Origin of the sequence: Pseudomonas sp. TNT2022 ID642 (genome assembly GCF_028656995.1) — a bacterium.
Classification (GTDB): Bacteria; Pseudomonadota; Gammaproteobacteria; order Pseudomonadales; family Pseudomonadaceae; genus Aquipseudomonas.
Window position 1 is genome coordinate 134,699 of sequence record NZ_JAMDGW010000006.1, and the last position, 22,569, is coordinate 157,267.

Here is a 22,569-nt window from a genome sequence, read left to right on the forward strand (position 1 = left end):
TTGGCGAATTGACGATTTTTCGTCCACTGCCCAACATCGACTGCACATTGAGTCCGGATCTGAACCACCGGTCGCAGCGTGCAAGTAACAAGCACACCAAATAACAAATCCAAAAACGGGTGGAACACATGATTCCTTCACAGACTTCCCGCATGGCCCCGGCCATGAGCACTGCCACGGGTGGCATCGGCGACAAGATCAGAGGCGCCATGGCCGTCGGCAAGACCCGTTGGGGCATGCTGGCGCTGGTGTTTTTCGCCACGACCCTTAACTACATCGACCGCGCCGCCCTCGGCGTCATGCAGCCGATCCTCGCCAAGGAAATGAGCTGGACGGCGATGGATTACGCCAACATCAACTTCTGGTTTCAGGTCGGCTACGCGATCGGTTTCGTCCTGCAAGGACGGTTGATCGACCGGGTCGGCGTCAAACGCGTGTTCTTCTGCGCCGTGCTGCTCTGGAGCCTGGCCACCGGTGCTCACGGTCTGGCGACGTCGGCCGTCGGCTTTATGGTCTGCCGATTTATCCTCGGTCTGACTGAAGCGGCGAACTACCCGGCCTGCGTGAAAACCACGCGCTTGTGGTTCCCGGCCGGCGAACGTGCAGTCGCTACCGGCATCTTCAACGCCGGCACCAACGTCGGTGCGATGTTCACCCCGATGCTGCTACCACTGGTCCTGCACGTGTGGGGCTGGCAAGCGGCGTTCCTGTGCATGGCGGCGTTGGGCGGCATCTGGTTGCTGTTCTGGGGTTTGAAGTACTTCAACCCGGAAGATCACCCGAGCGTTAAGCAGTCCGAACTGGACTACATCCAGCAAGAAGTCGAACCGGAACAGGCCCGTGTGCCGTTCTCGAAAATCCTGCGCATGCGCGGCACCTGGGCCTTCGCCCTCGCCTACTCGCTGACCGCGCCGGTGTTCTGGTTCTACCTGTACTGGCTGCCGCCGTTCCTCAATCAGCAATACAACCTGGGCATCAACGTCACCCAAATGGGTATTCCGCTGATCATCATTTATGTGACGGCTGACTTTGGTAGCGTCGGCGGCGGGATTCTGTCTTCGTTCCTGATCGGTCGCGGGATGAACTCGATCAAGGCGCGCCTGCTGTCGATGTTCCTGTTTGCCTGCTGCATCATCGGCGTGGTCATGGCGGCTGGCTCTGCCAATCTTTGGGTGGCGGTGGCTGCGATTTCTCTGGCGATCGGCGCGCACCAAGCCTGGACGGCGAACATCTGGAGCCTGGTGATGGACTACACACCCAAGCACATGATGAGCACGGTGTTCGGTTTCGGCGGCATGTGCGCGGCGATCGGCGGGATGTTCATGACTCAGATCGTCGGCCATATCCTCACCGTCACCAACAACAACTACACCGTGTTGTTCACCCTGATTCCGGCGATGTATTTCATTGCGCTGACGTGGATGTACTTCATGGCACCGCGCAAGATTCCGACCATCACCGAGTAATCTGCCTACACCTGGCTCCCTTGCAGGAGCTGCGGCACGCTGCGATCTTTTGATCTTGATGTTGAAGATCAAAAGATCGCAGCCTCGTTTCACTCGTCAGCTCCTACACAGGGGGTTGCGGTCTCTTCAGCGGCGGCTCTGCTGCCACGCTGCCGCCAGCCCGCTGCAACAGATCACCGCAATGCCGATCACCGTCAACAGACTCGGCGTGTGATTGAACAGCAGCCAGCCCAACAACCCCGCAAACACAATCTGGCAATAACCGAACGGCGCCAGCAGTGCCGGCGCGGCATGGCGGAATGCCTGGGTCAGAAACAAATGCGCGGTCATCCCGCAACTGCCCAGCGCCAGCATCAGCCCGGCGTGGGTCAACGTCGGCACCTGCCAGAAGAACGGCACCAGCGCACTCATCACCAGGGTGTTGCACAGCCCGGCAAAAAAGTTGCTGGTGGTCGGGCTATCGACTTCGGCGAGCTTGCGCGTCAGCAATTGATAGAAGCAGAAAAACAGCGCCGAACAGAACGGCAGCAACACCGCCGGTGTGAACAACTCACCGCCGGGATGGACGATGATCAGCACGCCGATAAAACCGCAAATCACTGCAATCCATTGGCCACGTGTTACCCGCTCTTTGAGCAGCGGCACGGACAATGCCGTCACCAAAACCGGCGCAAGAAAGTTGACCGCCGTCGCTTCCGCCAACGGGATGTACAACAACGCGGTGGTGAAGAACAGGCTGGTGCCGAGCAGGCAAAGTGCTCGGACCAATTGCCATAAAGGCTTTTTGGTACGTAGGACGCGCAGCCCGGACTGCGGCAGAAAAATCCCCGCCATGAGTAAGGTGTGCACCAGATAGCGTGCCCACACCACCATCACGATCGGATAGAAACCGGACAGGTATTTCGACAGCGCGTCGTGACTGGAGAACAGGAAGGTTGCCACGACAATCAGCAAGATCCCCTTGAAGGGTTGGTTGACACCGGAGAGCGGAGTGCTGACGGTCATTGGGTTTCCTTGTGTTGCCAAAAAGATCAGAAGTCTTCGCAGGAAAGTCGCGCCGCCACAGGAACAGCGCTGTCCCTGTGGGAGCGGGCTTGCCCGCGATAGGTGCGCAGCACCGCTTAAAGCCGCGCCAACAACGCTCGAGTTTTATCAATCGCCATCTGCGCCCGCTGCAATCCGCTCACGCCCTGCTCCAGCAGTTTTACCGTGGGAATTTCCAGACTCAGTGGAATATTAGCCGGCAACGCTTTCAGCAACCCGAGCAGATCGCAATCACCCTCGCCGGGAAACCGCCGCTCGTTGCGCGCCTGACGCAAGATCTCGGCCATGTCTGACGGTCGCGGCCCCGCTACATCACATAATTGCGCATAACGCAGGCGCGACGCCGGCACGTTGTCCAGATCCTCCAAACGTGACGCCGATCGATCAAAGTGAAACGCATCGACCAACACCGCAGCGTTTTCCCGGTCAGCGTTCTCGACGATTCGCAGCGCTTGTCGAAGATCGCGCGCATCAGTCCAGGGCATGAACTCCAGATGCGGGTGCAACCCGTAAGGCGCCGCCAGATCGCAAAGGGCCGCGAAGTGATCGGTAAGCCGCTGCTCGTCAGGATCGTTACCGGCGACGAGTAATTCCGTGGCGCCGAATTCCGCACCGACCGTAAGAAGTTTCTCAAAATCGGCGACGACGGTTTGTGGCTTCAGACGCAGGATTTCCACGTCGAGCACACGGATGCCGGTTTCGCGCAGCCGCTGCAATGTCTGACGGCACAAAGCACCATCGGCGACCAACGGGAAGTGATATTCCTCTGGCGTTGCTGGCTCCAGACGCAGGCCGACATGGCTGTAACCGGCACGCGCAGCCACTTCGACCATTTGCGGTGGCGACAACTCCAGCACGGTGAGGCTGGCCAGGGACAGGATTCGTTCACTCATGTTCAGGACTCGATCAGTGCAGGGGTGCAGGTACGGCCGGTGGCGGCGGCCTCGCGGATCGCTTCGACCAGCGCAAGGGTGCGGGCGGCATCGGCCGCACTCACCAGCGGCTCGACTTCACGCCGTGCCACGCGTACGAAATGCTGTAACTGCAAGCGTAAGGCGTCGTCACCGCTGTAGGACTCTTCCACTACCTGCAAGGGTTCATGCCAACCAGCGTCGACCTGATCAGCGGCGTAATGCCAACGCTTGAGTTGCGGAATGCTCAAGGCGCCAGCGGTCCCGGCCAGCAGATAACAGGGCTGACCGGCCTGACGCGGATAGACCGGGTTCTCACCGGAACCCAGCTCCCAACTCCACGGCGCGGCGACCGCGTCGGAACCGCTCAATGTGCCCAGCGTGCCGCCCTCGAATTGCAGCAACACCGCCGCGCTGTCTTCATTGGCAAAACCGCGCACGGCGTTGTCGGTGATCGCCTGCACCGAGCGCACTTCACCGCACAGATGCCGTAGCAGGTCGAGGTCGTGAATCAGGTTGGTCAGCAACATCCCGGCGCCCGGTTCGCGGCGCCATGGGATTTCAAAATAGCTGTCGGGTTTGCGCAACTGGAACAACGCAGTGACCGTGGTCAGACGCCCGAGTGCCCCGCTCTGCACCAGCTCATGGGCGCGTACGATCAGCGGATTGTGACGCCGATGATGGCCGACCAGCACCGGCACGCCGCTGCTTTTGACCACCGCGACCAGCTCGCGCGCTTCGTCCAGATGCACACCGACCGGCTTCTCCAGAAGCACCGGCACACCCGCCGCCAGACAATCGAGCGCGGTGCTGACGTGTTGATTATTGGGGTTGGCGACAATGACCGCGTCTGGCCGGATGAGCTCAAGCATCTGACGATGATCGGCGAAATGCCTGACGCCCCATTTCGCCGCAAGCCCTGCTGCTTGCGGCCCGGGATCAGCCACGGCGCACAGCGTCGCTTCGCTGAGGGTTTGCAGATGCCGATAATGCTGCTGGCCCATGTTACCGGCGCCGATCAGGGCGATTCGAAGGGGCGAATTCAAGGTGCGGTCCTCTTGTGATTGTTGTTGGAATATCACTCCAGCAACAATTTAGAACCGAGTTCCAGAATCAAACACCCATCCATCCTGAAACCGTGCGAACACCGCACAATTTCATGCCAAACCCATCCATGTAGGAGCTGCCGAAGGCTGCGATCTTTTGATTTTGCTATTAAAAGACAAGATAAAAAGATCACAGCCTTCGGCAGCTCCTACCGGGGATTTGCGGCGGATTAGACAAACAGTTCGGAGGCCAGGCTGGCCGCCGACATCTCCTCAGCAAACTGCAGAAGCAACGGCGCCAGCTCATGCAAGCGCGCCCCCGGCATCCGCGCACTCGGTCCGGCGATACTCAGTACACCAATCACCCGACCATCTGTTGGATGCCTCACCACCGCCGCAATCGCCGAAGTCCCCACTGCCGAACTTTCTTCGACACAGGCATAACCCTGCTCGCGCGCCAGACGCAGCCGTTCCAGCAATTCGATGTTCGAGCGCGGCGCATTCGGCCCGATCCCCACCGGCACTTCCGCCGCCTGCCGCTCGACCAGTGACAACGCCTCGGCATCACTCATGCACGCCAGCCACGCATGCCCGGAGGCGGTGTAGAACAGCGGCGCATCGCGGCCCATGTCCGGGTCATAACGCAGACCGGTGCGCGCCCCCTGGGCCTTGGCAATCCAGGTCTGGCGCTCGCCGTCGATTACCCCCAGCCGCACCAGTTCGCCAGTTTCCTGCGCCAGTCGATCAAGCACCGGCTGGACGATGTCGGCACCGCTGCTCGATAAATACTGGAAGCCCATCGCCACCAGTTTGGTCGACAGGTGATAGCGCAATGTTTCCGCGTTCTGGCGCACGTAGCCCAGGCGGATCAGCTCGGCGAGCAAGCGGTGCGTCGCGCTTTTGGGGATATCCAGTTGCTCGGCCAACGTCTGCATCGGCAGCCCGCGCGGATCACTGGTGAGGCTTTCGAGCACGCTGAAAACCCGTTCGATTTGACTGCCGGCCATGGGGACATCCAAAGAAATTTTGCCGATTCTAGAAGACATTGGCGGCAAAGCGAAATCTGGAACCACTTGTTCGATAACCGCCCGCTTTGTTGAATCAACGCTTGTCGAGCCGCTCCAGCACTGGTTATTTTCTGGAATCAAATTCCAAAAAAAATTCATCGCTGGAGTGTTGTTTGATGTCTGCCGAACTCCCGGAAATCGACTGTGACGTATTGGTCGTCGGATCCGGCGCTGCCGGGTTTTCGGCCGCCGTGACGGCCGCGTGGCATGGCTTGAAAGTCATCGTTGTCGAGAAAGATCCGGTATTCGGTGGCGCCACCGCCTGGTCCGGTGGCTGGGCGTGGGTGCCGTGCAATCCTCTGGCGCGTCGGGCCGGAATCGTCGAAGACATCGAACAACCGCGCACCTATTTGCGCCATGAACTGGGCGAGCACTTCGACCCGGCGATGATCGACGCTTTCCTTGAAGCCGGGCCGCGCATGGTTGCGTTTTTCGAGCAGCACACCGCGCTGCAATTTGCCGATGGCAACACCATCGCCGACATTCATGGCGACACGCCGGGTGCTGGCACTGGCGGCCGCTCGGTCATCGCAGCACCTTACGATGGGCGCAAAGTCGGACACTTGCTCAAGCGCCTTCGTACAACGATGCGCGAAACGTCCTTCATGGGCATGCCGATCATGGCCGGGGCGGATCTGTCGGCGTTTCTCAATCTGACGCGCTCAATGAAAGCCGCATGGCATGTAACCCAACGTTTCACTCGGCACTTGTTCGACCTCGCGGTGCATGGCCGGGCGATGCAACTGGTCAACGGCGTGACGCTGGTGGCAAGACTGGCGAAGTCCGCCGAAGACCTTGGCGTTCTGCTCTGGGAATCGGCGCCCGTAACGGAACTACTGCGTGATGGCTCGCGCGTCTCGGGCGCGGTGGTCAACACCCGCAAGGGCCCGATCCGCATTCATGCCCGCAAGGCCGTGGTGCTTGCCGCCGGTGGTTTTGCCAATGACATCGAGCGGCGCAAAGCCTTGTTCCCGCGCACACCGACCGGCCACGAACATTGGGCGCTGCCGCCACTGGCCGTCAACGGCGATGGCTTGCGCCTGGGCGAAAGCGTCGGTGCACGGGTCAATACCGATGTGGCTTCGCCCGTGGCGTGGGCACCGGTATCGCAAGTGCCGCATTCCGACGGCAGCACCGGCCATTTCCCACACATCATCGAGCGCGGAAAACCCGGGATCATCGGGGTTCTGCGCAACGGCCAGCGCTTCGTCAACGAAGCCAACGGTTACTACGACTACGTCAGCGCGATGGTCGCCGCCGCGCCGGAAGGTGAAGAAGTCGCCTCATGGTTGATCTGCACACGTGCCTTTCAACGGCGTTATGGATTGGGCATATCGCGGCCATTTCCGCTGCCAGTGTCAGAATTTATCCGCAGCGGCTATCTGAAAACCGGTAACACCGTTGAAGAATTGGCCCTCGCCTGCGGCATCGACCCGAGCGGCTTGCGCCAGACTGTGGATAACTACAATCGCCATGCCCGCCATGGCGAAGACCCGTTGTTCGGTCGCGGCGCAACACCCTACAACCGCAAACAGGGTGATCCGGCGAACCTTCCCAACCCCTGCGTTGCCCCAATAGAAACCGGCCCTTTCTACGCCGTAAAAGTCCAACCCGGCTGCTTCGGTACGTTTGCCGGCCTCAAGGTCAATCCACATGCGCAAGTGCTGGATGCCAACCAAAACCCCATCACCGGCCTCTACGCAGCGGGCGGCGACATGGCCAGCATCATGGGTGGCCACTACCCGGCGGGCGGGATCAACCTCGGCCCGGCACTGACTTTCGGCTACATCGCCGCCCGGCACATTGCCGGCATGACTGCTTTCGAACAGGAGATCGACCATGCAGCACATCGTTAATACCCAAGGTTTGAACATGCCGAAACTGGGCCTCGGCACCTGGCCGATGCTCGGCGATGAATGCACCCGCGCCGTGGAGCAAGCGCTGGAATTGGGATATCGACACATCGACACGGCAGCGGCCTACAACAACGAAGACGCGGTCGGACAAGCACTGGCGAATACGCCGACACCGCGCGAGCAGATTCACGTCACCACCAAGGTCTGGTGGGATCAGTTGCAACCCGATGCAATGCGCCATTCCATGGACCGCAGCCTCACAGCCTTGCGCAGTGACTATGTCGACCTGTTCATGATTCATTGGCCGACCACCGACTGGGATTTGCCAAGCACCCTCGCTACGTTGGCCTCGTTCAAGGAGCAAGGCCTGGCACGCAACATCGGCGTGGCGAATTTTCCGCTGCCATTGCTGCGCAAAGTCATCGAGGAATATGGGATTGGTCTGTCAGCGATTCAGGTCGAGTACCACGTCCTGCTCGGCCAGAACGCCCTGCTCGACTACGCCCGTCAACACGACATGGCACTGACGGCCTACACCCCACTGGCGCGCAACAAGGTCTCGGACATCCCGCAGATTCAACAGATCGCCAACAAGCACGGTGTGTTGCCAACTCAAGTGGCGTTGAAATGGCTGCTTGATCAACCCAACGTCGCGGCCATTCCCAAGGCCAGCAGCCGAGCCAATCAACTGGCCAACCTCGCATCTCTGCAGGTCGAACTCGACGATGAAGACCGCGCATTGATCGCCGCGCTGTCGAAGCGCGAACGTCAGGTCAGTCCGGATTTCGCCCCGGAGTGGGATGCGTTTGATCGCTGATTGATAATCCAGCGATAGAAATCCTGCGCGGGATTGAATTTGCCGCGTGCCAGACCGTCAATAACAGGCCCGACCTCGTCAGTACGAGGCCGGGCCTGTTTGCGTGTGCGCCAATAGACGGACGACCGGACTGGCGCCACACTCACACAACAGCAACACTCATCACCACCCGATACACACAGAGGATTCCCACATGCTATGGAAAAAAGGCCGACGCAGTGACAACGTCGTCGATGCCCGTGGTGATGATGCCGGCGGTGGCGGCGGCATGCGCTTCGGTGGCGGCAAAGGCCTGAGCCTGGGGGCCATCCTGCTGATCGTCGGCATCGGCTGGATCACCGGACAGGATCCGCTGCAGATTCTCGGTCAGCTCGCTGGGCAATCCACACAGCAATCGGCGCCTACCTCGCAAACCCGCCAGGCACCGCCGGCCAATGATGAACAGGCCGAATTCGTCCGCTCGATCCTTGGCGATACCGAGGACACCTGGGGCACGATTTTCCAACAGGCCGGGCGGCAATATAAAGATCCGACGCTGGTGCTGTTCAGCAACCGGGTCAATTCCGCCTGCGGTCTGGCGACCTCGGCCACTGGCCCGTTCTATTGCCCGGCGGACCAGAAGGTTTATCTGGACATGGCGTTCTTCCAGGAAATGTCGCAACGCTTCAAGGCCGCCGGCGACTTCGCTCAGGCCTACGTGATCGCTCACGAAGTCGGACACCATGTGCAGACGCTTCTCGGCGTGTCGGCGAAAATTCAGACAGCCCGCCAGCAAGGCCGGCAGATGGAAGGTGATGGCGGCCTGCTGGTGCGTCAGGAGTTGCAGGCCGACTGCCTCGCCGGCGTTTGGGCCTACAGTGCACAGAAGCGCTTGAACTGGCTGGAACCGGGCGATATCGAAGAAGCCTTGAACGCGGCCAACGCCATCGGTGATGATCGCTTGCAACAACAGGGTCAGGGCCGTGTGGTGCCGGACTCGTTTACCCACGGTACGTCGGCGCAAAGGGTGCGCTGGTTCAAAACCGGATTCGCACAGGGCCAGGTCGGCCAGTGCGACACCTTCGCGGCGAAAAACCTGTAAATGCATAAATGGCTTTTGGCGTTACTGATTGTTGGCAGCACCGCGCAAGCAGCTGGTGTCGATGCGATCAGCCCCGGTCGCTTGCAACTCAAGGCCGGGGAAATGGCGGTGGGCATTGGTCCCGCGCCGGAGAAAATCGAGCGTGTGCTGATCGTCATTCATGGCCGATTACGCAACGCCGAGACCTATCGCAAAAGCGCCGAAAGTGCGGCCGAGCTAGCGGGACAAACCGCGCACACCTTGGTGATCGCCCCGCAGTTTCTCAATGAAAGCGATGTCGCCCTGTATTCGTTGCCCGCCACCGTCCTGCGCTGGCAGGGCAACGAGTGGATGGGCGGCGGCTTATCCACAGGTCCGAATCCGTTGAGTTCCTATGCGGCGCTCGATGAGATCGTCGCGCGGATCAGCGATCGCAAACAGTTTCCCGACGTTAAACAGATCGTGATCTTCGGTCATTCCGGTGGTGGCCAGGTGGTGCAGCGTTATGCCCTGCTCGCCAAGGATCAGCCGGCACTGAAAACCAACGGCATTCGTCTGCGCTATGTGGTCGCCAACCCGTCGTCGTACGCCTATTTCAATGAGCAACGGCCGGTGGCGTTCGATCACGCCAAGTGCGCGGGTTTCAACCGCTGGAAGTACGGTCTGACAGACATGCCGGTGTATGCCGGTGGGCAAACGCCGTTGCAGCTTGAGAGCGGTTACGTCAAACGCGAAGTGATTTATCTGCTTGGGCAGCAGGACGTCGATCCCAACCATCCGGCGCTGGACAAGCGTTGTGAAGCCAAGGCGCAAGGTGCGTATCGCCTGGAGCGTGGGAAGTTGTACTTCGGCTATTTGTTGCGCCGCCATCCGGAAGGGGTGAATCAGCGACTGGTTGAAGTGCCGGGGGTTGGGCATAACGGCGATGGGATGTTGACCTCGCCGGAGGGGCAGAAGGCGTTGTTTGAACAGTAAGTTGTGCGGTGGATGATCTGGCCTCTTCGCGAGCAGGCTCGCTCCCACATTGGATTGATGCATTGCACAAAATCTCTGTGCACCGAAGATCTAATGTGGGAGCGAGCCTGCTCGCGAAGGCGTCCCTTCTGACAACATAAATCTCAGGCCAGCAGCATCCGCCGCAACTCTACACAATCCTTCGCATGCCAATCCGTCAGCTCCGGCCACGGGTTTTCCGGCAGATTCACCAACACCGTCCGCGCCCCCGCCGCTCGCCCGCAATCCAGATCAAAGCGGTAATCACCGACCATCACCATCGCGCTCGCCGGCACGTCCCAAGCGTCAGCCAGTTTCAGCAAACCACCCGGGTGCGGTTTCGGCGGTGCTTCATCACGGCCCAACACATCGTCCACCGCAAAACAGTCAGCCAAACCAATGGCCTCCAGCGTCACATGCGCCAGTTCCCGAGCATTGCGGGTCAGAATGCCGAGGCGATAACCGCGCGCATGCAGATCGCGCACCAGCTCCACCGCTCCGGTCGCCGGGGTCGAACCAAGCGCCAGATCGCGCTCGTGCTCCAGCAGCCAGGCATGTTTCGCCGCTGCCTCATCCGCCGGCAATGCCGCAAGATGAGTGAGGATGTCGTCCTCCGGCGGAATCGCCAGCGCCACGCGAATCGCCGCAAAATCATGCACGGCGACGGTCAGCGTGCCGTCCATGTCGAACACCCAGTGCTTCACCTCTTTCAGGCTCATGCCCAATCCTTGCGATGGCGGATCAAGCCTTCCTGCGTCACCGACGCGACCAGTTGCCCGGCGCGGTTGTACACGCTGCCACGAGAGAAACCACGGGAATTGCCGGCCCACGGACTGTCCATCGCATAGAGCAACCAGTCATCGGCACGCAGATCATTGTGAAACCACAACGCGTGATCGAGGCTGGCGACCTGCATGTCTTTCTGCCAGACCGACTTGCCGTGTGGCAGCATCGAAGTGGTCAGCAAACCGAAGTCGGAAGCGTAGGCCAGCAGGTATTTGTGCAGCGCCGGGATGTCGGCCAGTGCGCCATCGGCACGGAACCACACGTATTTGATCGGATCCGCCGGTTGCGGGTTGTACGGGTCTTTTTCGGTGACCGGGCGCACTTCGATCGGTTTCGGGCACAGCAGTTTTTCACGCATGTGTTCCGGAATCAGGTGCGCGCGTTGCTGAGTCAGTTCCAGTTCCGATGGCAGGTTTTCCGGGCCGACCACCACCGGCATCTGGCTCTGGTGCTCGAAGCCTGCTTCGTCGTACTGGAACGAAGCGCTGCAAGTAAAGATCGGATGACCCTTCTGGATCGCCGTGACCCGACGAGTGCTGAAACTGCCGCCATCGCGCACGCGATCAACCGAATAAACCACCGGCAACTTGGCATCGCCCGGACGCAGGAAATAACCGTGCATCGAGTGCACATGACGCGCCTCTTCAACGGTCTGACTGGCCGCCGACAGCGACTGGCCGAGCACCTGACCACCGAACAACTGACGGAAACCCAGATCCTGGCTACGGCCACGGAACAGGTTTTCTTCGATCGGTTCCAGGGTCAGCAGGTCGACCAGATCTTCCAACACTTGGCTCATTCAGACTCTCCTCACACAAAGCACTATGCCGCGCAGTCTTGGCTGCGGCGGCCGATTCAGATTCTGGCGCGGGCCAATGATATGGCGGCCATTGTAAACGTCCGTGTCGGCTTATCCATGCAAGGTTTGCAGCCATTGTTCCCGAGTGATGCGGTACAGCACATGCCGGCGCAACGGATGATCGACGGCCAGTTTCGGATGATCGAAATCATCCTCGGGGGCGTGATGCATGCCGATCGCCTGCATGACTTTCTCCGACGGCAGATTGGATTGCGCGGTGAAGGAGACGATTTCCTTCAGCGCCAACCGATCAAAACCGCAGCGCAGAGCGGTCCACGCCGCCTCACTGGCATAACCCAGGCCCCAATGTTCCTTGGCCAGGCGCCAGCCGATTTCCACCGCAGGCGTGAACGACGCGTCGAAACCGACCACGCCGAGTCCGGTGAAACCGATGAATTCGCCGCTGTCCTTGCGCTCCAGCGCCCACAGGCCAAAACCGTGCTCGGCAAAGTGCCCGCGCACGCGGCCGATCATCGAGGCGCTTTCCAGGCGGCTCAATGGTGCCGGAAAATAGCGCATCACCTGAGGATCGGCGCACATCGCGGCAAATGCCGGCAAATCCTCGTCCTGCCACTGACGCATCAGCAAGCGCGCGCTTTCAAGTTCCAGTATCGGCTCCATCGTGCCCCTCCGTTTCCATGCCGCAAGTCTACATCGCTGGTAGGATCCTTCACTCTTTCCTACGTTCCTACATGAATTCGCCATGCCACTGCCGCTGATCTACCACGAAGACTACAGCCCCGAGTTTCCGGCGGATCACCGCTTCCCGATGGACAAGTTTCGCCTGCTGCGCGATCACCTGGTCGACAGCGGTCTGACCCGCGATGCCGACCTGCTGCGCCCGGAGATCTGCCCCAACGACATCCTCGCCCTCGCCCATGACCGTGCGTATATCGAACGCTACATGAGCGGCGAGCTGTCCCGCGAAGACCAGCGGCGTCTAGGTCTGCCGTGGAACGAAGCCTTGGCGCGGCGTACGGTACGGGCGGTCGGCGGTTCGATTCTGGCCGCAGAAAAAGCCCTGGAACATGGCCTGGCCTGCCACTTGGCCGGCGGCACTCACCACGCGCACTACGACTATCCGGCGGGGTTCTGCATCTTCAATGACCTGGCAATCATCAGCCATTACCTGCTGCAAAGCGGTCGGGTGAATCGCGTGCTGATCTTCGATTGCGATGTGCATCAGGGCGACGGCACCGCGCGAATCCTGCATGACACGCCGGAGGCGATTACCGTTTCCCTGCACTGCGAGAAGAATTTTCCTGCACGCAAAGCGGAAAGTGACTGGGACATTCCGCTGCCCAAAGGCATGGGCGATGCCGACTATTTGAAGGTTGTGGACGACACACTCAACTACTTGCTGCCGCTGTATCAGCCGGATCTCGTGCTATACGACGCCGGCGTTGATGTACATAAGGACGACGCCCTCGGTTATCTGCAACTGACCGACGAAGGTGTCGCCGCCCGCGATGAAAGCGTGATGCGCCATTGCCTGGGCCGCGACATTCCGGTGGTCGGTGTGATTGGCGGCGGTTACAGCAAGGATCGCCATGCCCTCGCCCGCCGCCACGGCATCCTGCATCACAGCGCGCAACGGGTCTGGCAGTCACACGGTTGTCATTGAGCTGTGCTGCGTTACCCACAATGGCTGTGGAACTGCCTGTGGATAACCTGAGTGAAAGGGACTACAGGCCATACCAATTGCGGCCCACAGAACACTGGCTAATTTTTAACCAGATACTGAATCCACCAAAATTCCCTGTGGGAGCGACGGTGCGACGATTCGACCTGCTCGCGAAGGCGTCGGAGCACTCAACATTTAACTGACTGACCCACCGCTTTCGCGAGCAGGCTCGCTCCCACAGGGATCTCCCACATTGGTTTGCGCTGTTAGAATGCGCGCCTTATCCCGCCATACCGCAGCGCATGCCATGACCCAGAATTCCGCCTCCTCCCCCGCTCACGTCGCCATCATCGGCGGTGGCCCCGCCGGCCTGATGGCCGCCGAAGTGCTGAGCCAAGCCGGAATCCGCGTCGATCTGTACGACGGCATGCCCTCGGTGGGCCGCAAATTCCTGCTGGCCGGGGTCGGCGGCATGAACATCACCCACTCCGAAGCCTACCCGGCGTTCCTCTCGCGGTATGCCGAGCGCGCACCGCAGATCGCGCCATTGCTGCGCGGCTTCGACGCCGATGCGTTGTGCCAATGGATTCATGATCTTGGAATCGAGACCTTTGTCGGCAGCTCCGGCCGGGTTTTTCCTACGGACATGAAGGCCGCGCCACTGTTGCGCGCCTGGCTCAAACGCCTGCGCGACAGCGGCGTAGTTATCCACACCCGCCATCGCTGGCTCGGTTGGGACGAACACGGTGCGCTGCGCATCGACAGCCCGGAAGGTGAAATCACCGTCAAGCCCGACGCCACCCTGCTCGCCCTCGGCGGCGGCAGTTGGGCGCGCCTCGGTTCCGACGGTGCGTGGATGTTGCCGCTGGAGCAACGCGGTGTAGGACTGGCGCCGTTGCAGCCGAGTAATTGCGGTTTCGAGGTGCAGGCCTGGAGTGAATTGATGGTCAGCAAATTCGCCGGCGCGCCGCTGAAAAATATCGCCATCGGTTTGAACGACGATATTCCGCGCTTGGGCGAATGCGTGATCACCGCGACCGGCATTGAAGGCAGTCTGATTTACGCGCTGTCGGCGCCGATTCGTGAGGCGATCAATCAGTACGGCGCAGCGACCGTTCACATCGATCTGTTGCCCGGCCGGCCTGTGGATAAATTGCAGGCGGCATTGAGCAAGCCACGCGGATCGCGCTCGATGGCCAAGCATCTGCACAGTCAGGTCGGCATTGATGGGGTGAAAGCGGCGTTGTTGCGGGAGTTGACTGATGCGGCGACGTTTGCTGATCCGGCGCTGTTGGCGCGGGCGATCAAGGCGTTGCCACTGACGTTGGTGAAAACCCGTCCGCTGGACGAAGCGATCAGCAGTGCCGGGGGCGTGACGTTCGAGGCGATGGATGAGCGCTTGATGCTCAAGGCGTTGCCGGGGGTGTTCTGCGCGGGGGAAATGCTGGATTGGGAAGCACCGACGGGTGGCTATTTGCTGACGGGGTGTTTTGCCAGTGGCCGGGCGGCGGGGTTGGGGATTGTGCAGTGGCTCAAGCCCGAGGCGTCTGCCTGAACCCTCACCCCAGCCCTCTCCCAGAGGGAGAGGGGGCCGACCGAGGTGTCTGACGTCATCCATCGACCTGAAAAACCGAGTCGATTATGGATTTGGTCAATCGACCGAGGTGTCTGGCGAAAGCTCTGTCGATTATGGATTCACAACACAAAGAATCAGGTCGGCGTACTTCGCGCCCCCCAATCAGCCCCCTCTGCCTCGGGGAGAGGGGGCTGACCGAGGTGTCTGGCGCCATACATCGACCTGAAACACCGAGTCGATTAAGGATTTGGTCAGACGACCTAGGTGTCAGGCGAAAGCTTTTTCGATTATGGATTCACAGCCATAGGATCAGGTCGGCGTACTACGCGAGCATCCCCCAATCAGTGCCCTCTCCCTCGGGGAGAGGGTTAGGGTGAGGGGCTTTTGACCTTAAGGCTTGCGCTTGCGAGGCCCAGTGTTGAACACCGGCACTTTACGCACAGGTTTGATCGAAGGCTCCGGAGCCTGCGTCTCGCCACTATCCACCCACTTGCCCAGATTGCGCTTGCCGCCACCACCGGAAGCCTTCGGCTTCTTCGGTTTCTTCGGCTTCTTGATCACCTGACCGCTGGCATCGGTGTCCGGCACGCGGTGCTCAGGCTCGAAATCCGGCTCGTTCTGACGCTTCAACGTCTGGCGAGTCAGCATTTCAATCGCCGACAACATGTTCACTTCATCCGCGCACACCAGCGAGATCGCCTCGCCCGTCGCGCCCGCACGGCCGGTACGACCGATGCGGTGAATGTAATCCTCAGCCACGATCGGCAGATCGAAGTTGATCACCAGCGGCAGATCTTCGATATCCAGACCACGGGCAGCCACGTCAGTCGCCACCAGAATCTGCACTTCACTGAGCTTGAAACGATCCAACGCGCGCTGACGGGTCGCCTGCGGCTTGTCGCCGTGGATACCGTCGGCATTCACACCCAGGCCCTGAAGTTTTTCCACCAGCGCATCAACACCGTTGCGGGTCTTGGCGAACACCAGCACCTGCTTCCACTTGTTCTTGCGCATCAGGTGCACGAACAGTTCGGCCTTGCGCTTTTTGTCTACCGTGACGATCCACTGCTTGACCGTATTGGCGGCGACGTTGCGCGGGCTGACTTCGACGGTCAGCGGATCGTTGAGCATCTGCCCGGCCAGCAGGCGGATGTCATCGGAGAAGGTCGCGGAGAACAGCAGGGTCTGGCGCTTTTTCGGCAGCATGCGGTAAATGTTCGCCAGTTCTTCGGAGAAGCCCAGATCGAGCATACGGTCGGCTTCATCCAGCACCAGAGTCTGCAGTTGATCGAGTTTCAGCGCGTTCTGGCGGAACAGATCGATCAGGCGACCTGGCGTGGCGACCAGCACATCGACGCCACCGCGCAGCTTCATCATTTGCGGGTTGATGCTGACACCGCCGTAAACCGCATAAGTGCGCAGCGGCAGGTTTTCGGCGTACTGGCGCACAGACTCATGAACCTGCTCGGCCAACTCACGGGTCGGCACCAGAATCAGCGCACGTGCCGAATTGGCAGCGACTTTCGGCCCTTCCATGGCCAGCAACTGCAGCAGCGGCAAGGCGAAACCGGCGGTCTTGCCGGTGCCGGTCTGGGCGGCAGCCATCAGGTCACGACCGGCCAGCACGGCTGGAATGGCTTGCGCCTGAACCGGCGTCGGGGTCTGGTAGCCGAGCGTCTCGAGGGAGCGCAGCAAGGGTTCGATCAGGCCAAGGGTGGCGAAAGTCATGGGAGTACCGTAGGAAAAAATGACGCGGGCATGCAATGCCGCGCAGTTTACCCTAATTCGTACGCTGTTCTTCGCGAACGGCTGTCGGCGCTACGATCGGCGGCTGTGCCGGACGGCGCCACTGCGGCAGTCCGATCAACACCACGGCGCTGATGATCACCAGCATCGCCAGCGCTTCCTCGATCCCGATGGTCTCGCCAACAAACACGATCCCCAGCAACACCGCCACCGCCGGGTTGACGTAGGCATAACTGGTCGCCGCCGCTGGACGCACGTGCTTGAGCAAATACATATAAGAGTTGAAGGCGATGATCGATCCAAAGAAGATCAGGTACGCCAGCGCCAGCCAGCCTTCAACTGGCGGCATTGCTTGCAGACGCTCACCACTGACGGCGCTGCCGATCAGCAGCACCACACCGCCGACCAGCATTTCCACCGCACTGGCCATCGCGCCCTGCGGCAACGGCAAATGTCTGCTCCACACCGAACCGAACGCCCAGGTCGCCGCCGCGAAAATCAGCAACGCCGCGCCCATCGGACTCGATTGCAGGTTGGAGCCCATGTTGAGCATGGCGATGCCGATAATCCCCAACGCTACCCCGGCCCACTCAAGACGCGTATTACGCGCACCCCAGAAATATCCACAGAGCAAGGTGAACAATGGCACCGTCGCCACCGCCAACGCCGCAACGCCCGAAGCCACGCCAGTGTGTTCAGCCACACTCACCGCGCCATTACCAAAACTGAGCAGCAAAATCCCGATGATCCCCGCCGCTTTCCACTGCGCCCAGGTCGGCGCCGGAGCCCCGCGCCAACGCAGGAACGCGTACATCAACGTACCGGCGATCACGAAGCGCACACCGCCGAGCATCAGCGGCGGCCAATACTCGACGCCAATGCGGATCACCAGATAGGTCGATCCCCAAATCACATACAACGCAAAAAACGCGGCGATCAGCGGCAAGGAAAAACGGCGCAAGGCAGGCATGGGCAGCTCAAATATCAGGCTCTCGGGATTAGTTATTCTAGAAAGGCTTGCGGGCAAAAATAAGTTACAAAACCTGTTTATAGCGCCGGTACACTTTGGAAATCACGGAGATCGCTGGAATAAACCACGATTTCGAAAGTCTGGCATTTTCAGGAGTCCGGCCTTGGACAAATATGACCGCATGCTGCTCAGCGCCCTGCTCGAAAACGGTCGAGCGTCCTACGCCGACCTCGCACGCAAAGTGAATCTCTCCGCCCCCGCCGTCGCCGAGCGCGTAGCCAAGCTAGAGGCATCCGGGGTGATTACCGGGTATGAGGCGAAAATCGACCTGTCGAAAATCGGTCTGCCGATCCAGTGCATGATCGAATTGCGCCTGCACCAGAACGGCAGCCAGAAGGTCTACGACGAACTGGTGAAAATCCCGCAGCTGACCGAGTGCTTTCGAGTGACAGGCGATCCGTGCGTGATGATGAAAGCCGCGGTGGGATCGATGACGGAGCTGGAGGAGTTGATCAATCGGGTCGCGAAGTTTGGCTTCAGCAAGACGTCGATTGTGTTGTCGAGTGCCATCGAAAAGCGTGTGCCGCTTGGCCAGATCGAAGGCAACGGCAAATCCTGAGAACGATGATGCCTCGCTCCCACAGGGGTTGTGTACTGGATTGGGGATCAGCGGTAACGCAGCAAGTGCTCGCTGACTTTCGCAGCAGGGACTTTCTGCAGTTTGCACAGCAGGTCATGCGATAGCTCGCTTACACCGTGCTTGTGCCGCAACTCATCGGCCAAATGCGCCATCAGATTGGCCGCCATCTCGGCATCGGCCATGGCCCGGTGAGCCTGGCCGGTGTGCGGCAGACGCGCAAACGTGGTCAGCGTACCGAGCTTGTGATTCGGCGCGGCCGGCATCAGCCGCCGTGCCAGCAGCAGCGAGCAGGCAAAGTTCTGCAACCGCGTGCGCTTGATCCGCCCCAGTTCAAAGTCCCAGAACTTCTGGTCGAACGAGGCGTTGTGCGCCACCAGCGGCGTGCAGCCGACAAACTCATTGACCTCGTTCATCACCTGCTCGGCCGAGGGCGCGGTGCGCAACATGGCGTTGCTGATGCCGGTCAGTTGTTCGATGAACGCAGGGACGCGCACGCCGGCGTTCATCAGGCTCTGGTAACGCTCGACGATGCGGCCGTTTTCCAGCATGACCACGGCGATTTCCGTGGCGCGGCAGTTGCTGTTCGGCGACAGGCCGGTGGTTTCAAAGTCGATGACTGCAATGCGTTCCAAACCGGGTTCAACTCCGTACAAATCAATTCTTCAGCTTAATTTTTTAACAGCAGCGCGCCTTCGATCGGCACGTAACGGCTGGCGGCGCGGATCAGCGAGTTGGCCGTCAGGCCGGGCACGCCATAGGCGACTGCCTGCACGCCGTGTTTGCTGATGATGCGCTCAAGCAGCATGTCGAAATCGCCGTCACCGGAAGCCAGGACAACTTCGTCGACGTGGTCGGCGGCGTCCATGATGTCGAGGGTGATGCCCACGTCCCAGTCGCCCTTGGCCGAGCCGTCGCTGCGCTGGATGTAGGGTTTGAGTTTCACGGTGAAACCGAGGTTGCGCAGGATCTGCTGGAACTGCTGCTGCTTGCTGTCGCCACGGTCGATCGCGTAGGCGTAGGCCTCGACGATCTGCCCGTCCTTGCTGATGTCGGCCCACAAGGCGGCGTAGTTGAAGTGACAACCATAAGCCTGACGCACGGTGTAGTAGAGGTTCTGCACGTCGGCGAACACTGCGATTTTTTTCACCGGAGTTCCTGTGGGCGCGCAAGCGCACGAAGCGGGATCAGGCGCAGGGCCCGAAAAAGGCGCTCAGTATGCCAGTCCGAAGGAAGGTTCCGCGAATAATCGGCCCGGAGCCCTCAGGGGCTCCGGACGAATGGTGAATCAGACGAAGGAATCGTCGTCATCAAAGAAGGAAGAATTGTCGTTGCCGTAGTCGGTGTCGGTGAACCCGCCCTGGTCGTTGCCAGAGAAGCCGTTATCGGCCACACGCTGGTCATCGCCCCAACCGCTGTTGCTCTGGTCGGCGACCTGCGCCGGCTCTTCCTTGATCACTTCAACGATTTCTTCCGGCTGCTGGTTGTGATGGAACAGGCTGCTGATGCCCTGCGCCAGCATCACGCCACCGGCCACACCAGCGGCGGTTTTCAAGGCGCCGCCGAGGAAGCTGCTGCCCGCCGCCGGAGCGGCTTGTTGCGCGTAGTTAGGCGGTGGCGCGCCGAAGTTCTGTTGGGGTGCAGACGCGCCGTAATTCTGCTGCGGTGCCGGGTCACGCCAGCCGCCGGTCGACGCCGGGGTGGCACTCTGAGTCGGCGCCGGACGCGGGCTGCCGCCAAAGATGCTCGACAGGAACCCACCGCCGCTGCTTGGCGCCGGCGCGGCACTCTGCGCCTTGGCCGACTGCAACTCCGCCTGCAAACGCTGGACTTGCTGAGTCAGTTGCTTGTTCTGCTCGTCGAGGCTCTTGAGCGCAGCCTCTTGCACCAGAATCGCCTGGGTCATGAAATAACCTGCCGCTGGCTGGCGGGTCAGGTGTTCCTTGATCCGCGCCTCTGCCTGGGCATCGCGCGGGGCTGCCTCCGTTTCGGCCTGTTGCAGCCGGGAAAACAGTCCATCGATCAGGGTTTGCTCTTCGCTGTTCATGGCGACCTCATAGATTGCCGGGGATCACATTGCCCTCGTCCACATTGGCCGAGGTGCTCTCCTGTAATGGAGACGGTGACAAAACGTTTCAATGACCTTTACCGAATGTTTACGTTTGTGTCGCGCCAGCCATCATCGGTTAAAGTGAGCCACTGTTTTCCACCTGCGATACCGACTGATGAATGCCCTCGAAGTACTGCGCGACTCTCTGTATTTTTTCAAACGCCATTTGGGCAGCATCGTGCAGTTGTGTCTGCCGCTGGTGATATTCGAAGCGTTCCTGCAACAGGTGGTCGATCACGCCAGCGGGCCGGAAAACATCTCGGCGATCAGTATCGTCGTCGGTCTGCTGGTGTATCCGCTGTACACCGCTGCGCTCATCCTCTTTCTCGATGCGCGCAGCCGTGGCGAGGCGCCGCGCAACCGTGATCTGCTGGCGATGGCCGCTACCCTCTGGCCACGTTTCGCCCTGCTGACTGCGCTCAACACCTTGTTGATCCTGCTGGGCTTGTCGCTGTATTTCCTGCCGGGCCTGATGTTGATGGTCATGCTCGCGTTCGGCGAATACCTGCTGGTGCTGCGCGGCATGGGCCCCTTGCAGGCGATGAAGGAAAGCCTGCGCCTCACCCGTGGGCATTTCTGGCGAATCCTGCTGTGCATTCTCTGCGTGATGACGCCGCTGTGGTTGCTCAAAGGGGCGACGCTGGCGGTCTACCCCGAGCCGCAGAATCCTGTGATCGCCATACTGATCGACAGCGCTCACAGCTTCCTGCAACTGTTCACCAGCGTAGTGTTGTTCCGCCTGTTCATGCTTATAAGCGAATTGCCTGACAAACGTGACAGAGTGGTCTGACAGCACTGCGCTTGGGCTTCGAGACGGCCGTCAGGTATGCTCGGGGCCACTTTCTGTAACGCTATAAGCCGAGCCATGACCCGTCTACTGCGCTACACCCTGTTACTTGCCGTGCTCGCCCTCGTCCTGATCGGCGCGCTGATCTTCAGCCTGACCTGGCGTCCCGATGCCCGCGAAACCTTGCCGGTCAGTTGCACGGGGACGCCACCGACGCTGGTGCCGGGCCAGGCGCTGAAAGTCATGACCTGGAATGTGCAGTACCTGGCCGGCAAGCGTTACGTGTTCTGGAATGATCTGGCCCAGGGCAACGATGAAGCGCCGACCCTGGAAGACATGGCCTTCAGCCTCGACGAAGTGGCGCGGGTAATCCGCGATGAGCAGCCTGATGTGGTGCTGTTGCAGGAACTGGATGACGGCGCCAAGGCCAGCGACTACCAGGATCAGCTGAAGTTATTGCAGGAACGCGTTGCCGACCTGTATCCGTGCAGCGCCAGCGCGTTTGACTGGAAAGCCGATTTTGTCCCCGACTCGCCTATTTTCGGCAGTGTCGGCCGACAACTGGCGACCCTGAGCCGCTACCGCATCGAACACGCCGAACGCCTGCAATTACCGGTCGCCTCAGCCAATGTCATCAGCCGTCAATTCCAGCCAAAAGATGCGCTGCTCGCGACCAAACTGCCCCTGAGCGATGGTGGGCAACTGACCGTTTTCAATACCCATCTGGAGCGTGCCAGCCAGCCCGATGACACCTTGCAGGCGCAAGTGAGCGCCGTGGCCAAAGTGCTCGACAAGTACGAAAGCCAGGGCCTGCCATGGTTGATCGGTGGCGACTTCAATCTGCTGCCGCTGGGTCAATACCGTCGCTTGCCCGCCGAGCAGCGCACGCCCTACGCCGCCGACAGCGAACTGCACCTGCTGTGGGACAAATACCCGATGATCCCGACCAACAACGAGGCCAGCGGCATCGACCGCGCGCAGTGGCTGACCCACTACCCCAACGACCCCGGCCTGAATGGCCCGGATCGCACGGTCGACTATCTGTTCTACAGCCCGAAGATCAAACGGGTCGGGGCAATGGTGCGGCAGGACGATACGTTACGCATCTCCGATCACCTGCCAGTCATCGCACGCTTCCTGCTCCCCGCCACGCCGTAGTTCACAACTTCGGCACACCACCGATCTACTGTGGCCGACTTCAATTCTGTAGGAGC

22 protein-coding genes are annotated in these 22,569 nt (G+C 60.4%); 10 read left to right on the forward strand and 12 right to left on the reverse strand.

The genetic code is table 11. From position 1 onward, the window contains the following. The first annotated feature begins 128 nt into the window (after positions 1-128). Positions 129-1,466 carry an MFS transporter gene (locus M5G26_RS05365; protein ID WP_016986167.1) on the forward strand — a complete coding sequence of 446 codons (1,338 nt, stop codon included), beginning with the start codon at positions 129-131 and terminating at the stop codon, positions 1,464-1,466. A gap of 126 nt (positions 1,467-1,592) precedes the next feature. Here M5G26_RS05365 and M5G26_RS05370 read toward each other — a convergent pair whose 3' ends face one another. The 4 genes from M5G26_RS05370 to M5G26_RS05385 form a co-directional block, all read right to left on the reverse strand. Continuing rightward, positions 1,593-2,471 carry a DMT family transporter gene (locus tag M5G26_RS05370; protein ID WP_102899931.1) on the reverse strand — a complete coding sequence of 293 codons (879 nt, stop codon included), beginning with the start codon at positions 2,469-2,471 and terminating at the stop codon, positions 1,593-1,595. Between the two features lie 116 nt (positions 2,472-2,587). After that, positions 2,588-3,403 (reverse strand): sugar phosphate isomerase/epimerase family protein, encoded by an 816-nt coding sequence (locus tag M5G26_RS05375; protein ID WP_273914628.1) that lies wholly within the window; start codon positions 3,401-3,403, stop codon positions 2,588-2,590. Positions 3,404-3,405: 2 nt separating this feature from the next. Then, positions 3,406-4,467: a Gfo/Idh/MocA family protein gene (locus M5G26_RS05380; protein WP_273914629.1), complete on the reverse strand. Its 1,062-nt coding sequence runs from the start codon at positions 4,465-4,467 to the stop codon at positions 3,406-3,408. A gap of 230 nt (positions 4,468-4,697) precedes the next feature. Continuing rightward, positions 4,698-5,474 carry an IclR family transcriptional regulator gene (locus M5G26_RS05385; protein WP_134177246.1) on the reverse strand — a complete coding sequence of 259 codons (777 nt, stop codon included), beginning with the start codon at positions 5,472-5,474 and terminating at the stop codon, positions 4,698-4,700. A 176-nt stretch (positions 5,475-5,650) separates the two neighbouring features. Here M5G26_RS05385 and M5G26_RS05390 point away from each other — a divergent pair, with 176 nt between their 5' ends. From M5G26_RS05390 to M5G26_RS05405, 4 genes are all read left to right on the forward strand, one after another. After that, positions 5,651-7,390: an FAD-dependent oxidoreductase gene (locus tag M5G26_RS05390; RefSeq protein ID WP_273914630.1), complete on the forward strand. Its 1,740-nt coding sequence runs from the start codon at positions 5,651-5,653 to the stop codon at positions 7,388-7,390. Next, on the forward strand, positions 7,374-8,207 hold the full coding sequence (locus M5G26_RS05395; protein WP_273914631.1) for an aldo/keto reductase: 834 nt from the start codon (positions 7,374-7,376) through the stop codon (positions 8,205-8,207). Before M5G26_RS05390 ends, M5G26_RS05395 begins: the two co-directional genes overlap by 17 nt. A gap of 193 nt (positions 8,208-8,400) precedes the next feature. Then, positions 8,401-9,288, forward strand: coding sequence for a KPN_02809 family neutral zinc metallopeptidase (gene ypfJ, locus M5G26_RS05400; RefSeq protein WP_095121652.1), 888 nt, complete (start codon positions 8,401-8,403; stop codon positions 9,286-9,288). After that, positions 9,289-10,242 (forward strand): alpha/beta fold hydrolase, encoded by a 954-nt coding sequence (locus tag M5G26_RS05405; protein WP_273914632.1) that lies wholly within the window; start codon positions 9,289-9,291, stop codon positions 10,240-10,242. 143 nt (positions 10,243-10,385) lie between these two features. On the opposite strand, the gene M5G26_RS05410 is transcribed toward M5G26_RS05405, so the two are convergent. The 3 genes from M5G26_RS05410 to M5G26_RS05420 all read right to left on the reverse strand — a co-directional run bounded on the left by M5G26_RS05410 (position 10,386) and on the right by M5G26_RS05420 (position 12,526). Further along, the gene (locus M5G26_RS05410; protein WP_273914633.1) at positions 10,386-10,979 is read right to left on the reverse strand and encodes an HAD family hydrolase; all 594 of its coding nucleotides are present in this window, start codon (positions 10,977-10,979) and stop codon (positions 10,386-10,388) included. Continuing rightward, on the reverse strand, positions 10,976-11,845 hold the full coding sequence (gene tesB / locus M5G26_RS05415; RefSeq protein WP_095048747.1) for an acyl-CoA thioesterase II: 870 nt from the start codon (positions 11,843-11,845) through the stop codon (positions 10,976-10,978). The genes M5G26_RS05410 and tesB overlap by 4 nt, the downstream gene beginning before the upstream one ends. Before the next feature lie 111 nt (positions 11,846-11,956). Next, positions 11,957-12,526, reverse strand: coding sequence for a GNAT family N-acetyltransferase (locus tag M5G26_RS05420; protein WP_273914634.1), 570 nt, complete (start codon positions 12,524-12,526; stop codon positions 11,957-11,959). 82 nt (positions 12,527-12,608) lie between these two features. On the opposite strand from M5G26_RS05420, the gene M5G26_RS05425 reads away from it, so the two are divergent. Together M5G26_RS05425 and M5G26_RS05430 are read left to right on the forward strand one after the other, a co-directional pair. Continuing rightward, positions 12,609-13,529, forward strand: a complete 921-nt coding sequence (locus M5G26_RS05425) for a histone deacetylase family protein (protein ID WP_102899921.1) — start codon at positions 12,609-12,611, stop codon at positions 13,527-13,529. A gap of 307 nt (positions 13,530-13,836) precedes the next feature. Continuing rightward, positions 13,837-15,084: a TIGR03862 family flavoprotein gene (locus M5G26_RS05430; protein WP_273914635.1), complete on the forward strand. Its 1,248-nt coding sequence runs from the start codon at positions 13,837-13,839 to the stop codon at positions 15,082-15,084. Positions 15,085-15,495: 411 nt separating this feature from the next. Here M5G26_RS05430 and M5G26_RS05435 read toward each other — a convergent pair whose 3' ends face one another. Then, positions 15,496-16,833: a DEAD/DEAH box helicase gene (locus M5G26_RS05435; protein ID WP_016986155.1), complete on the reverse strand. Its 1,338-nt coding sequence runs from the start codon at positions 16,831-16,833 to the stop codon at positions 15,496-15,498. 52 nt (positions 16,834-16,885) lie between these two features. Then, the gene (yedA, locus tag M5G26_RS05440) at positions 16,886-17,821 is read right to left on the reverse strand and encodes a drug/metabolite exporter YedA (RefSeq protein WP_150694675.1); all 936 of its coding nucleotides are present in this window, start codon (positions 17,819-17,821) and stop codon (positions 16,886-16,888) included. A gap of 163 nt (positions 17,822-17,984) precedes the next feature. Between yedA and M5G26_RS05445 the strand changes: the two genes are divergently transcribed. Beyond that, on the forward strand, positions 17,985-18,440 hold the full coding sequence (locus M5G26_RS05445) for an Lrp/AsnC family transcriptional regulator (protein WP_150706848.1): 456 nt from the start codon (positions 17,985-17,987) through the stop codon (positions 18,438-18,440). A gap of 47 nt (positions 18,441-18,487) precedes the next feature. Here M5G26_RS05445 and M5G26_RS05450 read toward each other — a convergent pair whose 3' ends face one another. From M5G26_RS05450 to M5G26_RS05460, 3 genes are all read right to left on the reverse strand, one after another. Further along, entirely contained in the window at positions 18,488-19,093 is a 606-nt protein-coding gene (locus tag M5G26_RS05450) for a 3'-5' exonuclease (RefSeq protein ID WP_150694677.1), read from the reverse strand. 35 nt (positions 19,094-19,128) lie between these two features. Beyond that, entirely contained in the window at positions 19,129-19,608 is a 480-nt protein-coding gene (locus M5G26_RS05455) for a LabA-like NYN domain-containing protein (protein ID WP_016986151.1), read from the reverse strand. 138 nt (positions 19,609-19,746) lie between these two features. Continuing rightward, positions 19,747-20,505, reverse strand: coding sequence for a DUF2076 domain-containing protein (locus M5G26_RS05460; RefSeq protein ID WP_273914636.1), 759 nt, complete (start codon positions 20,503-20,505; stop codon positions 19,747-19,749). A gap of 178 nt (positions 20,506-20,683) precedes the next feature. Between M5G26_RS05460 and M5G26_RS05465 the strand changes: the two genes are divergently transcribed. After that, positions 20,684-21,358: a YciC family protein gene (locus M5G26_RS05465; protein ID WP_134177226.1), complete on the forward strand. Its 675-nt coding sequence runs from the start codon at positions 20,684-20,686 to the stop codon at positions 21,356-21,358. Between the two features lie 75 nt (positions 21,359-21,433). Beyond that, positions 21,434-22,513, forward strand: coding sequence for an endonuclease/exonuclease/phosphatase family protein (locus M5G26_RS05470; protein WP_273914637.1), 1,080 nt, complete (start codon positions 21,434-21,436; stop codon positions 22,511-22,513). Positions 22,514-22,569: the final 56 nt, after the last annotated feature.

Bases quoted from the DNA above. Each gene is read 5' to 3' on its own strand.
- M5G26_RS05460 (WP_273914636.1), bottom strand. From the start codon at position 20,505: ATGAACAGCGAAGAGCAAACCCTGATCGATGGACTGTTTTCCCGGCTG.
- M5G26_RS05375 (WP_273914628.1), bottom strand. From the start codon at position 3,403: ATGAGTGAACGAATCCTGTCCCTGGCCAGCCTCACCGTGCTGGAGTTG.
- M5G26_RS05390 (WP_273914630.1), top strand. From the start codon at position 5,651: ATGTCTGCCGAACTCCCGGAAATCGACTGTGACGTATTGGTCGTCGGA.
- M5G26_RS05385 (WP_134177246.1), bottom strand. From the start codon at position 5,474: ATGGCCGGCAGTCAAATCGAACGGGTTTTCAGCGTGCTCGAAAGCCTC.
- M5G26_RS05465 (WP_134177226.1), top strand. From the start codon at position 20,684: ATGAATGCCCTCGAAGTACTGCGCGACTCTCTGTATTTTTTCAAACGC.
- M5G26_RS05420 (WP_273914634.1), bottom strand. From the start codon at position 12,526: ATGGAGCCGATACTGGAACTTGAAAGCGCGCGCTTGCTGATGCGTCAG.
- M5G26_RS05435 (WP_016986155.1), bottom strand. From the start codon at position 16,833: ATGACTTTCGCCACCCTTGGCCTGATCGAACCCTTGCTGCGCTCCCTC.
- yedA (WP_150694675.1), bottom strand. From the start codon at position 17,821: ATGCCTGCCTTGCGCCGTTTTTCCTTGCCGCTGATCGCCGCGTTTTTT.
- M5G26_RS05405 (WP_273914632.1), top strand. From the start codon at position 9,289: ATGCATAAATGGCTTTTGGCGTTACTGATTGTTGGCAGCACCGCGCAA.
- M5G26_RS05410 (WP_273914633.1), bottom strand. From the start codon at position 10,979: ATGAGCCTGAAAGAGGTGAAGCACTGGGTGTTCGACATGGACGGCACG.
- M5G26_RS05425 (WP_102899921.1), top strand. From the start codon at position 12,609: ATGCCACTGCCGCTGATCTACCACGAAGACTACAGCCCCGAGTTTCCG.
- M5G26_RS05395 (WP_273914631.1), top strand. From the start codon at position 7,374: ATGCAGCACATCGTTAATACCCAAGGTTTGAACATGCCGAAACTGGGC.
- M5G26_RS05370 (WP_102899931.1), bottom strand. From the start codon at position 2,471: ATGACCGTCAGCACTCCGCTCTCCGGTGTCAACCAACCCTTCAAGGGG.
- M5G26_RS05365 (WP_016986167.1), top strand. From the start codon at position 129: ATGATTCCTTCACAGACTTCCCGCATGGCCCCGGCCATGAGCACTGCC.
- M5G26_RS05470 (WP_273914637.1), top strand. From the start codon at position 21,434: ATGACCCGTCTACTGCGCTACACCCTGTTACTTGCCGTGCTCGCCCTC.
- tesB (WP_095048747.1), bottom strand. From the start codon at position 11,845: ATGAGCCAAGTGTTGGAAGATCTGGTCGACCTGCTGACCCTGGAACCG.
- M5G26_RS05430 (WP_273914635.1), top strand. From the start codon at position 13,837: ATGACCCAGAATTCCGCCTCCTCCCCCGCTCACGTCGCCATCATCGGC.
- ypfJ (WP_095121652.1), top strand. From the start codon at position 8,401: ATGCTATGGAAAAAAGGCCGACGCAGTGACAACGTCGTCGATGCCCGT.